At 61.7% G+C, this 14819-nt stretch carries 11 protein-coding genes; 5 read left to right on the top strand and 6 right to left on the bottom strand.

Annotation, left to right across the window (positions count from 1 at the left end):
* Positions 1 to 306 precede the first annotated feature (306 nt).
* The 3 genes from HU715_RS20775 to HU715_RS20765 all read left to right on the top strand — a co-directional run bounded on the left by HU715_RS20775 (position 307) and on the right by HU715_RS20765 (position 4840).
* A complete protein-coding gene (locus HU715_RS20775; protein WP_186706415.1) occupies positions 307 to 1965 on the top strand; it encodes a Na/Pi cotransporter family protein in 1659 nt (552 codons plus the stop codon).
* Between the two features lie 215 nt (positions 1966 to 2180).
* Positions 2181 to 3569, top strand: a complete 1389-nt coding sequence (locus HU715_RS20770) for a M16 family metallopeptidase (RefSeq protein ID WP_186706416.1) — start codon at positions 2181 to 2183, stop codon at positions 3567 to 3569.
* A gap of 263 nt (positions 3570 to 3832) precedes the next feature.
* Positions 3833 to 4840, top strand: coding sequence for a DUF5924 family protein (locus HU715_RS20765; RefSeq protein WP_186706417.1), 1008 nt, complete (start codon positions 3833 to 3835; stop codon positions 4838 to 4840).
* A 295-nt stretch (positions 4841 to 5135) separates the two neighbouring features.
* Here the strand turns inward: HU715_RS20765 and HU715_RS20760 are convergent, their stop codons facing one another.
* The 5 genes from HU715_RS20760 to HU715_RS20740 all read right to left on the bottom strand — a co-directional run bounded on the left by HU715_RS20760 (position 5136) and on the right by HU715_RS20740 (position 9609).
* Positions 5136 to 6365 carry a nucleoside recognition domain-containing protein gene (locus tag HU715_RS20760; protein WP_186706418.1) on the bottom strand — a complete coding sequence of 410 codons (1230 nt, stop codon included), beginning with the start codon at positions 6363 to 6365 and terminating at the stop codon, positions 5136 to 5138.
* Between the two features lie 190 nt (positions 6366 to 6555).
* Complete coding sequence (gene gltP / locus HU715_RS20755; protein ID WP_186706419.1) at positions 6556 to 7887, bottom strand: glutamate/aspartate:proton symporter GltP; 1332 nt, start codon at positions 7885 to 7887, stop codon at positions 6556 to 6558.
* Positions 7888 to 8591: 704 nt separating this feature from the next.
* A complete protein-coding gene (locus HU715_RS20750) occupies positions 8592 to 9056 on the bottom strand; it encodes an inhibitor of vertebrate lysozyme family protein (RefSeq protein WP_186706420.1) in 465 nt (154 codons plus the stop codon).
* A gap of 2 nt (positions 9057 to 9058) precedes the next feature.
* Positions 9059 to 9223 (bottom strand): DUF1328 domain-containing protein, encoded by a 165-nt coding sequence (locus HU715_RS20745; RefSeq protein ID WP_003177151.1) that lies wholly within the window; start codon positions 9221 to 9223, stop codon positions 9059 to 9061.
* Between the two features lie 80 nt (positions 9224 to 9303).
* Entirely contained in the window at positions 9304 to 9609 is a 306-nt protein-coding gene (locus HU715_RS20740; RefSeq protein WP_186706421.1) for a hypothetical protein, read from the bottom strand.
* A 438-nt stretch (positions 9610 to 10047) separates the two neighbouring features.
* On the opposite strand from HU715_RS20740, the gene algB reads away from it, so the two are divergent.
* Complete coding sequence (algB, locus tag HU715_RS20735; RefSeq protein WP_003177149.1) at positions 10048 to 11394, top strand: sigma-54-dependent response regulator transcription factor AlgB; 1347 nt, start codon at positions 10048 to 10050, stop codon at positions 11392 to 11394.
* A 10-nt stretch (positions 11395 to 11404) separates the two neighbouring features.
* Positions 11405 to 13195, top strand: a complete 1791-nt coding sequence (locus HU715_RS20730) for an ATP-binding protein (protein WP_186706422.1) — start codon at positions 11405 to 11407, stop codon at positions 13193 to 13195.
* 8 nt (positions 13196 to 13203) lie between these two features.
* Here the strand turns inward: HU715_RS20730 and HU715_RS20725 are convergent, their stop codons facing one another.
* Positions 13204 to 14817, bottom strand: a complete 1614-nt coding sequence (locus HU715_RS20725) for an EAL domain-containing protein (RefSeq protein WP_186706423.1) — start codon at positions 14815 to 14817, stop codon at positions 13204 to 13206.
* Between the last annotated feature and the right edge of the window lie 2 nt (positions 14818 to 14819).

The raw sequence follows: 14819 nt of genomic DNA, 5'->3' as shown, positions 1-14819 counted from the left end.
CATGCCTGCGGGAAAGCGGCCAGGTCATTAAGCTGGAATGCATACCCCTGTGGGAGCGGGCTTGCTCGCGAAGGCGGTGGATCAGATAGCACCGATGCGACTGACCTACCGCTTTCGCGAGCAAGCCCGCTCCCACAGGATCTTTGTCGTTCTGGACGACCTGTTTTCATGACAGTTTTGTTTCAATCGATTCTTTAGCTGTGCAATGCTGGCGCCCGTACCGTTCGCCAACTACAGCTTAAGTACAAGAACGAAGAATGTGGCATCACCCATTTGTTCCTTTGGGACGCTAACAGGGGGCCTCTCATGCTGACCCTGCTCAATTTGCTCTCCGCCGTGGCCCTGCTGATCTGGGGCACGCATATCGTGCGTACCGGCATCCTGCGGGTCTATGGCTCGAACCTGCGCCACGTCATCAGCCAGAACATGTCCCGGCGCTGGCTGGCGTTCATCGCCGGCATCATGGTCACGGCCATGGTCCAGAGCAGCAACGCCACGGCCATGCTCGTCACCTCGTTCGTCGGCCAGGGCCTGATGGCGCTGACCCCGGCCCTGGCCACCATGCTGGGCGCCGATGTCGGCACCGCGCTGATGGCGCGGGTGCTGACCCTCGACCTGTCGTGGCTGTCGCCGCTGCTGATTTTCCTCGGGGTGATTTTTTTCCTCTCGCGCAAACAGACGCGCGTCGGGCAAATGGGCCGAGTCAGCATCGGCCTGGGCCTGATCATCCTCGCCTTGCAGTTAATCGTCGAAGCCGCCGCGCCCATCACCCACGCCCAAGGCGTGAAAGTGATCTTCGCCTCACTGACCGGCGACATCCTGCTCGATGCGCTGGTCGGCGCGCTGTTCGCGATGGTCTCCTATTCCAGCCTCGCGGCCGTGCTGCTCACCGCGACACTGGCCGGCGCCGCGGTGATCAGTCTGCCGGTGGCCATCGGCCTGGTGATCGGCGCCAACATCGGCAGCGGCATCCTGGCGTTCCTCAGTACCAGCATGCAGAACACCGCCGGACGCCAGGTGGCGCTGGGCAGCCTGCTGTACAAGCTGATCGGGCTGGTGTTGATCATTCCGGTGCTCGATCCGCTGGTGGGCTGGCTCGATAGCCTGGATTTCAGCCCCCAGGAAACCGTGATCGGCTTCCATCTGCTCTACAACGCCGTGCGGTGCCTGGTGTTGCTGCCCAGCGTCGGCCCGATGGCCAAGCTTTGTGCCTGGCTGCTGCCGGAGCGGCCCGAGACCAACGGCACGGCCAAGCCCCGCCACCTGGACGCCACCGCCCTCGCCACCCCGAGCCTGGCCCTGGCGAACGCGGCCCGGGAAACCTTGCGCATCGGCGACCTGATCGAAAACATGCTCGAAGCCATGCTGGACGTGCTGCGCGGAGCGCAAACGGCGGTGACCCAGGACGTCCGGCGCATGAGCGATGACGTCGAAGCGCTGTGCAGTGCCATCAAGTTGTACATGGCGCAAATGCCCCGTGAGGACCTCAGCGAACAGGACAGCCGCCGCTGGGCGGAGATCATCGAACTGGCGATCAACCTCAAGCTGGCCAGCGACCTCATCGAGCGCATGTTGCGCAAGGTCCAGCAGCAGAAAACCTCGCAACGTCGTTCCTTTTCCGAGGTCGGCCTGGAGGAATTGGCGGGGCTGCACAGCCACTTGATCGCCAACCTGCGATTGGGCCTGTCGGTATTCCTCAGCGCCGACCGGGAAAGCGCCCGGCAGTTGCTGCGTGAGAAACGTCGCTTTCGAGCGCAGGAGCGGCGCATGGCCCACGCCCATGTCAGCCGTTTGCAACGCAAAGTCGTACAAAGCATGGAGACCAGTTCCCTGCACCTGGAGCTGATTGCTGACATGCGACGCCTCAATTCGCTGTTTTGCGGCAGTGCCTACGTGGTGCTGGAGACGTCCGAGATCGGCGCGCTGGCGGCCGATGAAATTAGCGACATTACCCATTCGCCGTGAACGACTGGCGCATTGGTCAGTCAGTAACAATGTCAGTGAAAAACGTCAGTCAAAAACAATGGCTCGGGCCTGAAACCGTTCACCGGCCCGCCTGCTCCCGTTGTCATGAACACCGCATAGATTCGATAGGGGGAGCGAGCCGACTCCGGGCGACACTCCGCCGTTGACGGCCTGCCCGACACCATGGACCTCCACCCAGCCGCCAGGAAGCCTTTATGCGTTGTCTGTTGCTCGCCGTTCTTTTGCTCGGTTCACTGCCCGTGGTCGCCCTGGACCGGTTCCAGGTCGAAGGCTACATGCTGCCCAACGGCCTGCAACTGCTGCTCAAGCCCGGCACCGAGCGCGGGCACGTGGCGATCCGGCTGGTGGTGGGCGTGGGCCTGGACGACTTCAGTTGCGCCGACAAGGAACTGCCGCACCTGCTCGAACACCTGCTGTTCAGCGGCGTCGACGAAAGCGGCGAAGGCGGCCTGGAAGAGCGCATGCAAGCCTTGGGTGGCGAGTGGAACGCGTTCACCAGCAACGCCGACACCACGTTCGTCATCGAGGCCCCGGCACGCAATCAACGCAAGGTCCTGGACCTGCTGCTGGCGCTGTTGACCCGCACCCGCATCGATGAAAAAGCCCTGGAAGCGGCCAAGCGGGTGGTGGAGCGCGAAGACGGCGGCCACTACACCCACTTGCAACGCTGGCTCGATCGCCAAGACCTAGGCCACAAGGCCAGCAATCAGTTGGCGGTTGAGCTGGGCCTGCGCTGCGCGGAACGGCCCGAGGTCCAGCGCCATACCCTCGCCCGCCTCGAACAAGTGCGAAAGGACTGGTATGCGCCGAACAACATGACGCTGATCATGGTCGGCGATCTCGACCGACTGCTGCCGGCCTACCTGGAACGCGCCTTTGGCGAGCTCGAACCGGTGGAGCCCAGCGTCCACGAGGCGCTGCCGCAGATCCGCTACAAGGCGGTCACCAAGCGCAATCTGATCCGTGGCCTGGTCGGCGACAGCGCCAAGCTGCATTGGCTGTTCCCCGAGCCGGTGCTGGACGAGCAACATGACGAGACGTTCGACCTGCTCAAGGATTACCTGGATTGGGCGCTCTATCGCCAATTGCGCCTGGACCGCAGCCTGTCCTACGGGCCGTGGACCGAGCGCGAAGTGTTCGGCGGCGTTGGCTTCTTCAGCCTGAACGCCGACCTTTCCCGCGAGGACCTGCCCGAAGCCGAACAAGCCCTCGAAGAGCTGCGCAAGACCTTGCTCAAGGATGGCCTGGACCCGGCCAGTTTCGTGCGCATCAAACGCGCGGCCATCGCCCATCAGTCCTGGGCGGTTCAAGGCAACAGCGCACTGGCCGATTACTATTGGAGCGCCCTGGGTGACTACGAAGACGGCCGCTTCGCCAACCCGGCGGTCCGCCTGCAGGGGGTGAGCCTGGAACAGGCCAACGCGGCCCTGCGCGAACTGCTCAAGGACCCGGGGTATTTGCGCATCGAGAAGCCGTTGCTCAGTGATGATGAGCTTGTCTGGGGGCTGGCTGGTTTGCTGGGGTTGCTGCTGGTGGGGATTGGGTGGCGATGGAGTCGCAGGGCGCGACCGACGTCTGATTGAGCGAGCTTGCTCGCGATGACCCTCGCTCAGGAGCACTCAAATCCCGTGGCGAGGGAGCTTGCTCCCGCTCGGCTGCGCAGCAGTCGCAACCCCGGGCAATGCGGTCTGTCTGAAGAAATTCAGGGGCCTGCTTCGCAGGCCAGCGGGAGCAAGCTCCCTCGCCACAAAAGATAGCCACGGTAGGCGTCGCGCTCCTCGCCTTGTCATCGTCCTGGCGATACTCTGTCAGGGATATTTCCTACGACTTACTGTGAAACCACTGAATGCAAAACCTGACGGTCTATCTCCAGCGCATCCTTGAATTGATGAAGCGCTATCCAGGGGTCATTGCGCTCGGCGGTTTCATCTCCGGGGTCGGCAGTTTCATGCTGGTGGACCGCCAGCAGGGCCTGGCGACCTGGATTGCCATCATGATGCTGGTGAGTTGGCTCTGGCTGATGGTGGAGAACAGCATGACCCGGCTGTTCACGCGGATTTTCAAACGGGAAATCCCCCAGCCGCTGTTGCGCTATGCCACGCAGATGATTCACCAGGAAAGCCTGTTTTTCGTCCTGCCGTTCTTTTTTATCACCACCACCTGGAACAGCAGCCAGCTGCTTTTCACCGGGCTGCTGACCATCGCGGCGCTGATTTCGATCACCGATCCGCTGTACTACAAATGGCTGGCGCCCCGGCGCTGGGCGTTCCTGGCGCTGCACACGCTGACGCTGTTCGCCGCCCTGCTCACCGCGTTGCCGGTGATCCTGCACCTGACCACCGACCAGAGCTTCAAGCTGGCGCTGGGCACTGCCATGTTGCTGTCGTTTCCCAGCCTGGCCTCGATCTTCCCGATCCGCACCGTGCGCAACGCCCTGGCGATCCTCTGCATCACCGTGGGGATTGGGGCCGCTGGGTGGATGCTGCGCTCCTGGGTGCCACCGGCCACGCTGTGGATGACCGAAGTGGCCATCAGCACCCAACTGGAGGACCGCACGCCGGGCGCCAGCCTCAAGCAGGTCAGCGCGGCGCAGATTCGCGGCAATGGCCTGTACGCCTACACGGCCATCAATGCGCCGCGAGGGCTCGACGAGCGGATTTATCACGTCTGGCAGTTCAACGGCAAAGAAGTCGACCGCATCGCCCTGGACATCCATGGCGGGCGCAAGGAAGGCTATCGCGCCTGGACCCACAAGCAGAACTTCCCGGAAAATTCGACCGGCAAATGGCAAGTGCGAGTGCTTACGGAAAACGGCCAGATGATCGGCGTGCTGCGTTTCGAGGTGACGGACTGAAGGCCCTTCGGACCTTATCGCGAGCAAGCTCGCTCCCACAGGGATTCGCGGTGACCTGTGGGAGCCGGGCTTGCTCGCGATGGCAGCGCCTGGGTCTATCCGCTACACCGAGGTGTTTGCATCGCGGGCAAGCCTTGCTCCCACAAGCTCAGCTTCCACAGTGGTTCTGAGGTGTAGCCAATATTTATGTCCGGCTCTAGACCCTGTGGGAGCCGGGCTTGCTCGCGATGACGGCGGCATATCCAGCAGCGCTGTCAGCTGAACCACCGCTATCGCAAGAACTCACTCCCGCCGCTTAGCCAAAGAACCAGTAGCACACACCAATCGCCGCCACGACTCCGGCGAACTCCGCCAGCAACGCGCAGCCCACGGCATGGCGCGCCCGCTGGATGCCCACGGCACCGAAATACACTGCCAGCACGTAGAACGTGGTCTCGGTGCTGCCCTGGATGGTCGCCGCCACCAGGGCCGGGAAGCTGTCCACGCCGGAGGTCTTCATGGTCTCGATCAACATGGCCCGGGCGGCGCTGCCAGAGAACGGCTTGACCATGGCAGTCGGCAAGGCATCGACGAACCGCGTGTCCAGGCCGGCCCACTGCACCAGGTGGCGGATACCGTCCAGGCCGAAATCCAGCGCGCCCGAGGCCCGCAGCACGCCGACGGCGCAGAGCATGGCCACCAGGTACGGCAACAGGCTCTTGGCAACGTCGAACCCTTCCTTGGCGCCTTCGACAAAGGCTTCATACACCTTGACCTTGCGCAGTGAGCCCACCACCAGGAACAAGATGATCAGGCCGAACAGCGTCAGGTTGCCGAGGATCGATGACAGCCCCGCCAGCGCCGTGGCCGAGAGCGTCGCCAACAACGCCATGAAACCGCCCAGCACCAGCGCACCCGGAATCAGGTAAGCCAGCACCACCGGGTCCCACAGGCGCAGGCGTTGCATGAACGCCACGGACAGCAGCCCCATCAGGGTCGAGGCGCTGGTGGCGAGCAGGATCGGCAGGAACACCAGGGTCGGATCCGGCGCGCCTTGCTGGGCGCGGTACATGAAGATGGTCACCGGCAGCAGGGTCAGCGACGAGGCATTGAGCACCAGGAACAGGATCTGCGCGTTGCTGGCGATGGTCGGGCTGGGGTTGAGGTCTTGCAGGGCGCGCATGGCCTTGAGGCCGATGGGGGTGGCCGCGTTGTCCAGCCCCAGGCCGTTGGCGGCGAAGTTGAGGGTGATCAGGCCGATCGCCGGATGGCCTGCGGGCACTTCCGGCATCAAGCGCAAGAACAGCGGGCCGAGGGCCTTGGCCAGCCAGTCGACGATCCCGGCCTTTTCGGCGATGCGCAGGAAGCCCAGCCACAGGGTCAAGGTACCGAACAGCAGGACCATCACCTCCACCGACAGCTTGGCCATGGCGAAAATGCTTTCCACCATGGCCGCGAAGATCCCGGCGTTGCCGCCAATCAGCCACTGCGCCAGCGCCGACACGGCTGCCACGATAAAGAAGCCAAGCCACAGGCCATTGAGCATCGGTTAAGTCCCTCGGAAGATGCCGCGAATGATAGCGGGGCTGGCAGAAACGACAAACCCCGGATTGCTCCGGGGTTTGGTTGGCTTGATGTTGAATGTGCCGCCGCCATCGCGAGCAGGCTCGCTCCCACAGGGAACACTCGTCAGTGTGGGAGCGAGCCTGCTCGCGATGGCGGCCTCAAGGCAGGCATCAATTGCTGGAAGTTTCCCCCGCCGGCAACGGCTCCTTGCTGCGCCAGTGCGGCAGGGAGTTCCAGTAGCGCTGCCCCTTGGCATCGTCGTACATGCCTTCCCAACGCGCGATGACCAGCACCGCCAGGGCGTTGCCAATAACGTTCAGCGCAGTACGGGCCATGTCCATGATGCGGTCGACACCGGCGATGAAGGCCAGGCCTTCCAGCGGAATACCCACGCTGCCCAAGGTGGCCAGCAGCACCACGAACGACACGCCCGGCACGCCGGCAATGCCCTTGGACGTGACCATCAGCGTCAGCACCAGCAGCAATTGCTGGCTGATGGACAGGTCGATGCCGTACAGCTGGGCGATGAAAATCGCCGCGATGCTCTGGTACAGGGTCGAGCCATCAAGGTTGAACGAATAACCGGTCGGCACCACGAAGCTGCAGATGGCTTTCGGCGCACCGTAGGCTTCCATCTTCTCGATCACGCGCGGCAGCACGGTTTCGGAACTGGCGGTGGAGTAGGCCAGCACCAGCTCATCCTTGAAGATGCGCATCAGCTTGAGCACCGAGAAGCCGAACAGGCGGGCGATCAGGCCCAGCACGACGAAGGCGAAGAAGGCGATGGCGACGTAAACCAGGATCACCAGTTTCGCCAACGGCAGCAGGGAGGCGAAGCCGAAGTTGGCGACTGTCACCGCGATCAGGGCAAACACACCGATCGGGGCGTATTGCATGATCATGTGGGTGACTTTGAACATGCTTTCCGACACGCCCTGGAACATTTTCACCAGCGGCTCGCGCAAGTCCGATTGCAGGCTGGACAGGCCCAGGCCGAACAAGACGGAGAAGAAAATGATCGGCAGCATCTCGCCACGGGCGACGGCGGCAAAGATGTTCGACGGGATCAGGTTGAGGATGGTCTCGATGAACGCATGTTCATGCTGGACTTCCGCCGCCGTGGCCTGGTACTTGGAAATATCCACCGTACCCAGGGTGCTCATGTCGATGCCACTGCCCGGCTGGAAGAAGTTGGCCAACAGCAGGCCGACGACGATGGCGATGGTGGTGACGATTTCGAAGTAAAGGATGGTCTTGAGACCGATACGCCCGAGCTTCTTGGCATCACCCACCCCGGCGATGCCGACGATCAGCGAGGAAATCACGATCGGGATCACGATCATCTTGATCAGACGGATAAAGATATCGCCCGCCGGTTGCAGCACGTTGCTGATCCACCAGGCCTTCTCGGCACTGAAATGGTTGAGCAGCGCGCCCAATGCAATCCCTAGCACCAGACCGATGAGGATCTGCCAGGCGAGGCTTAGTCGTGCCTTCTTCATATCGTTACCCTTACTTCAGTTGGACTCGGACAGGGGCGCGAATGGCTCGTCGATGACGAAAAACATTCGCGCCCCTGCCCCCGTATAAGGTCACCCCGAGCACGCGCGAGCGGCTTACTGGCAGGCGAAAAAAGGCGCAACTATTGCGATGCCAGGGGGGATCGTCTAATGCCGTAAACGCCTACCCCATGCCGAATCGGCATGAGATTTTCCAAACGAAACCCGCCTAACAAGCGGTTCGAATGCGCCATTTATGCAGGCATAAGTGCCGTGGAGCGGCCATTTCAGCGTAGCTGGGCTGATTCAGCCTGGGTTGGTAAACCGATGAAATGGCAACGCATCGAAGCGCAGCCCACGAGACAATTTATCTCGGCATTCTCCGATATACGGTCGAGGAAAGGGCAATAAATTGGCGGGAGGAGACAAAATGCCGCATCGCGACCGGCGTATGACGCCAGAAGAACCCAATCGCTCTGGCCCACGCATTGTGCGACACGAAGCTCTACGCAAGTTCGCCAAGCCATGCGGGCTTTGCGAACTTGCGTCGCAGCTATTACCTGACCCGGCCCTTTCGCAGGCACCCCTTGTGCCCGTAGGTCACTCCGACGCTCATCCGTCAGAACGTCCCGGCCCCCTGGTCATGCACCGGCCCTCCTCGGGCTGTGCAGCAGGGAAAAGCAGGGCTGCTTTTCCCGTTTTCAGAATCAGTACCAGTTCGGATCTTTCTTCAGTTGTTCCATCAACAGTTCTTGCATACCTTCATTGGGATTACCGAGGAAGCGGTAATCGGCATGACGGGTTGGGGACTTGTCCGCCGGCAGTCCGGCAGGGACTTCCACCAACATGGCATAGGCCTCGTCCTTGTCGAAACTGAAGGCAACGATCAGACGCTTGCTGCGACACGTTGCCTGGGTTTCACAGAGCGGCCCCACCAAGTACTTGTCGCCGTCTTCCTCGACAGCATTCATCTGTTCCGAATCGCCTGTCAGGTTCATCACCCATTCCGGCAGGCGTTCTTCTTTTTTCACGACGTGCTGCCAAGTCTCGCGGTATTGCGGGTCCGCCTGCAGCACTTGGTTGACGCGCATCTGTCCGTCATTGGCAGCCATTGCCATGGCACTGCCGCCCAGCAACAGGGCGGCGGCCAGTCCTTTGAATGAAACGCTCATGGTCAGCCTCGGCCACGACGGCCAAAGAAGAAGGAAGCAATGAACATCACCAGGAACACGACAAAGAGAATCTTGGCGATGCCCGTGGCGGTGCCTGCGATACCACCGAAGCCCAGTACGGCGGCGATGATGGCAATGATCAGGAAGGTAATTGCCCAGCTCAACATGGTGATTCTCCTTACGCTTTTCTATTTAGTGAGGGTCTGGCGGTGATGGTTCCGGCGCAGTGGACGACCGGTACATCGGGTTAAAACACCCAGCGCTCTTCACGCGGCATGTCGGTCATTGGCTGAACCTGATCGACATCCATCATGCGCATGGCAGAGGAAGCGTCCTTGAGGTTGCTGACGGCGCTGAAGTGGGTTTGTGGGGCGCGATGAATCGAAACTTGCGGCGCTTCTGGTTGCTGACGCTCCTGCCAGAGCAACCATTGCTGGCCAATCACGAGCGTGACCAACAGGGCCAGGGCAGCCCACAAGCCCTGCTGGAGGTGCAGAGAAGAGAGTCGAAATTGGGCGGCGCTTTTAAATTGGGCGGCACTTTGACGATTCATCCTGAAATTCCTCCCCACCCGGGTGTGGTGTCTGGTTGAGGCGCATATACGCCAACGTTGACCAGAGCATTGCAGCCGCCGTGCCAGGATTTTGTTCAGATAAATCTCTTTAAAATCAATATGTTGTGGAATCACCACAAAACGCGGGGAACGCATCCTGCACGATGGCCCGCGCGCCTGTCGTGCGTATTGCACGAGTGGAAAAAGAAAACGCGTCAGGTTGTTTTGGAACTGCCTGTCAGACGCAACCGTCGGAATCAGCGATACGAACCGTCCGACCCGTAGGAAGCAGAAAAAAAGGAACTCAAATCAGGCTTTTAGGAGTCAGACATCCACAGAGGCACGCTCGGTGGGTAATATCCCCTCAGAATCGACCATGCAACTTGCCCGATTTTTCTGACACTAACCAACATCATTCATTAAAGGAGCGTAGGAAAAATGGAATCCGCCACTGAGCACCAAGGCCGCATTCTGCTGGTAGACGACGAGTCCGCCATCCTGCGTACGTTCCGTTACTGCCTGGAAGACGAAGGCTATACCGTCGCCACGGCCAACAGCGCTGCCCAAGCCGACGCACTGCTGCAACGCCAGGTGTTCGACCTGTGTTTTCTCGACCTGCGCCTGGGGGAAGACAACGGCTTGGATGTCCTGGCACAAATGCGTATCCAAGCGCCTTGGATGCGAGTGGTGATCGTCACCGCCCACTCGGCCGTCGACACCGCGGTCGATGCCATCCAGGCTGGCGCCGCCGATTACCTGGTCAAGCCTTGCAGCCCGGATCAGCTGCGCCTGGCCACCGCCAAGCAACTGGAAGTGCGCCAACTGTCGGCAAGGCTCGAAGCCTTGGAAGGCGAGGTGCGTAAACCCAAGGACGGCCTCGACTCCCACAGTCCGGCGATGAAAGTCGTGCTGGAGACCGCGCGCCAAGTGGCCAGCACCGACGCCAACATCCTGATCCTCGGCGAATCCGGCACCGGTAAAGGCGAGCTGGCTCGAGCGATCCACGGTTGGAGCAAGCGCGCGAAGAAATCCTGCGTCACCATCAATTGCCCGTCACTGACCGCCGAATTGATGGAAAGCGAGTTGTTTGGCCATAGCCGAGGGGCGTTCACCGGCGCCAGCGAAAGTACCTTGGGCCGAGTCAACCAGGCCGACGGCGGCACACTGTTTCTCGACGAGATCGGCGATTTTCCGCTGACTTTGCAACCCAAGTTGTTGCGTTTTATCCAAGACAAGGAATATGAGCGGGTAGGGGATCCGGTCACTCGCCGCGCCGATGTGCGAATTCTCGCCGCCACCAACCTCAACCTCGAAGACATGGTGCGCGACGGGCGTTTTCGCGAAGACCTGCTGTATCGCCTGAACGTCATCACCCTGCACTTGCCACCGCTGCGTGAGCGCGCCGAAGACATCCTGACCCTGGCCGATCGCTTCCTGGCCCGCTTCGTCAAGGAATACGCGCGCCCGGCCCGGGGCTTCAGCGACGAGGCGCGCGAAGCGCTGCTAGGCTATCGCTGGCCCGGCAACATCCGCGAACTGCGCAACGTGGTCGAGCGCGCCAGCATCATCTGCCCACAGGAAAAAGTCGAAATCAGTCACTTGGGCATGGCCGAGCAGCCGGTCAACAATGCGCCGCGCATCGGTGCCGCTTTGAGCCTCGATGAACTGGAAAAAGCCCACATCGGCGCGGTGCTGGCCACGGCCGATACCCTCGACCAGGCGGCCAAGACCCTGGGTATCGATGCTTCCACGCTGTATCGCAAACGCAAGCAGTACAACCTGTGAGCGACACCTTATGAAACTGGCGATGAAGCTGCGCACGCGACTGTTTCTCAGCATCTCGGCGCTGATCACCGTGGCCTTGCTGGGGCTGGTGCTTGGCCTGGTCAGCGTGATGCAGATGGCCAACACCCAGGAACAATCGGTACGCGACAACTTCATCCTGCTGGACCTGGGCCTCAAGCTGCGCCAGACCCTGGGCGATCAGTTGATGATCATGCTCGACGACAAGCCCAACCTGGCTGCGCTGGAGGCGTCCAAGCAGCAATACCTGGCGTTGATCGACGAGGGGATTGCCCACGAACGAAAACTGGACGATGCAGCGGTCAGCTTCAGCCGGGCCAAGGCCGACTATGTCGAGTTTCTCGAGGCTTTCACCGCGTCTCGCCAGCAGGCGAGCCAGCTCACCGGTATCAAGGCGCTCACCGAGAAATTCAACGTGCTGCGTAACGGGTTGATCGAGGGTTATCGCGAGGCCTTGACCAACATCAGTGAAACCCAGGACCGCGCCCGGAAACGTGCGATGTGGATTTCCGGGCTGCTGGGCCTGGTGGGGCTGGCGGTGCTGGTCATCGGCTTTATTACGGCCCACGGCATTGCCCGGCGTTTCGGCGCGCCGATCGAGGCGCTGGCCGCGGCGGCGGATGACATCGGCCAGGGCAATTTCGAGGTCACGCTGCCCATTTCTTCCGCCGCCGAGTTGAATCTGCTGACCCGTCGTTTCGGGGTCATGGCCCAGGCACTGCGCGAACACCAAGCCACCAATGTCGATGAACTGCTCGCCGGCCAGCAACGTTTGCAAGCCGTGCTCGACAGCATCGACGACGGCTTGCTGATGATCGACCGCCAAGGCCGGTTGGAACACCTCAACCCGGTGGCCCAGCGCCAATTGGGCTGGGATGAGGCGCGCCTGGGCCAAGGGCTGGGCGAGGCCTTGGGACGCTTGGAACTGGATGAAGAATTGCACCTGGTATTGCGCGGTGGAACCCTGGAGCGCGCACCGGAAGACCTGAGCATCGAGGTCGACGGCGAGTCGCGGGTGCTGACCTACAGCCTCACGCCGGTCAGTCATACCCAGGGCCACATCCTCGGCGCGGTCATGGTGCTGCATGACGTCACCGAACAGCGCGCCTTCGAACGGGTGCGCAGCGAGTTCGTCCTGCGTGCCTCCCACGAGTTGCGCACGCCGGTGACGGGCATGCACATGGCATTCGGCCTGTTGCAGGAACGCCTGCACTTCCCGCCGGAGTCCCGCGAGGCGGACCTGCTTAACACCGTCACGGAAGAAATGCAGCGGCTGATGCAACTGATCAATGACCTGCTGAATTTTTCTCGCTACCAGAACGGCCTGCAAAAGCTGACCCTGGCGCCTTGTTCCATCGACGACCTGCTGGAGGATGCCCGGTTGCGGTTCGCCGAACAGGCCCACGCCAAGGGTATCGAGCTGCTCGTGGCCATCCAGGGTCCGCTGCCACGGTTGCACGCCGACGCCGGGCAACTGGATCGCGTGCTCGACAACCTGATCGACAACGCCATGCGCCACACCGGCGAAGACGGCCAGATCCGCTTGCAGGCCCGGCGCCATGGCGAGCGGGTGATCATTAGCGTCGAAGACAACGGTGAAGGCATTGCCTACGGCCAACAGGGACGGATCTTCGAGCCTTTCGTCCAGGTCGGACGCAAGAAGGGTGGCGCCGGTCTCGGCCTGGCCCTGTGCAAGGAGATCGTCCAGCTCCACGGCGGCCGCATGGGCGTGTATTCAAGGCCGGGACAGGGCACGCAGTTCTACATGGCGCTGACGGTCTGACTCACGGCTTAGGCTTCATCATCAAGGCGACGTCCGCGCAGGCGTCGGCCGCGGGTAATCAACTCAATGAGCTGCACCGCGCTAAGAGCATGGGCGAACAGCCAGCCCTGGCCGAACCTCACCCCTTCGCTGCTCAAATAGGAGGCTTGGGCTTCATGCTCGATGCCTTCGGCGATCACCTTGAGTTCCAGGGCGTGGGCCATGCGAATGATGTGCGGGGCCACGCCGCTGCTGGCGGCATCGTGGCCCAGGGCGTCGATGAAAGCCTTGTCGATTTTCAGGCAGTCCACCGGCAGGGTCTGCAGGTAGGCCAGGCTGCAATAACCGGTGCCAAAATCGTCGATCAGCACCTGGTGCCCGACATCACGCAGCGATTGCAGGTTATCCCGGGCGACCAACACATCGATCAGCCCGCGCTCGGTCACTTCGAAAGCTATCTGGTTCGCCGAAACCCGATGCAACGCCAGCAGGCGAGCGATGACTTCGCCAATGCGCGGCACCATCACGTCGCAGGCCGCCAGGTTCACCGAGATATACAGCTGCGGATTGGCCCGCAACAGCTGGCCCAGTTGGTCGAACAGCCGCTGCAGCACGAAATCGGTGATCTGGCGGATCTGCCCGGTGTTTTCGGCCATCGGGATAAACAAGTCCGGGCTGGTCAGGGTGCCGTCCGGTCGTCGCCAGCGCAGCAAGGCTTCGGCGCCAACACAGTTGCGGCTGTCGAGGTCGAAAATCGGCTGGTACAACACCTGTAGTTCACCGCGCCGAATGGCCCCGTGCAGTTCGGCATCCATGGACTGGCGGTGGCGTGCCAGGAGATACACCTGGAAACCAATCCCCAGGCCCAGCACCAGGCTGATGGGCAACATCCACCAAGCATAGGGCGGAACCTTGAAACCGTTGCGCTGGGCAATCAGCACTAGCTGATATTCCGGGCTGTCAGTGGGCATCCGATAGATCAGCCGGGTCTGCGTTACCTGCAAGGCATTTTGGCTTTTCGGTGGCCAAGGCTCCGCGGGCGGCCAGCGTTGTTGGGTGCCCAACACGGGAATGGCCCGCTCGCCATGATCCAGGACCACTAGAAGACTGCTGCCGGGTGGCAGGTCGACCACGTCGGCCAAATGTCCACGGGAGGTCGCGACGCGGAAATTGCCACGCCCTAGCATCAACGCCGCGCGGTCTTCATCGGGTTCGGTGGTGGTATTGAGCCAGTAACTGTAGGTCGGGCCCCGGAGGTCGGGCGGGCGGGTCACCGACAATCCACTCGGGCGCGGGCGATTGGTACAAACGCCGCTGCCGTCGATGTACACCGCTTCATAAACGAAACGGTAGTTGAAGCTGACCTCGCGCAAGGTCGCGATCATGTCATCGTCGCAGCCGCGCAAGGGCTGGTTTTGCAGGTCGTCGAGGCTTTCACGCAGTTGCCCGAAGAGCTGTTCCAGCCGGAGCAGGAAGCGCTCGCCCTGGGCATTCATCTGGTCGCTTTCACGCTGCTGGATCTGCTGCACCACCACGAACAGACTGCCCGCCAGCAGCAGGACGGTACTCAGGGCAGCCGCTATCATCGCCAGGAAAAGGGGGCGATGGAGCCAGCTCTGTAGGTTTTCGCGGGCAGCCGTCATCA

This window comes from Pseudomonas zanjanensis, assembly GCF_014268745.2.
Taxonomy (GTDB): domain Bacteria; phylum Pseudomonadota; class Gammaproteobacteria; order Pseudomonadales; family Pseudomonadaceae; genus Aquipseudomonas; species Aquipseudomonas zanjanensis.
The sequence above is the reverse complement of the archived record's forward strand: the minus strand, read 5'-3'. Positions and strand labels throughout refer to the sequence as shown.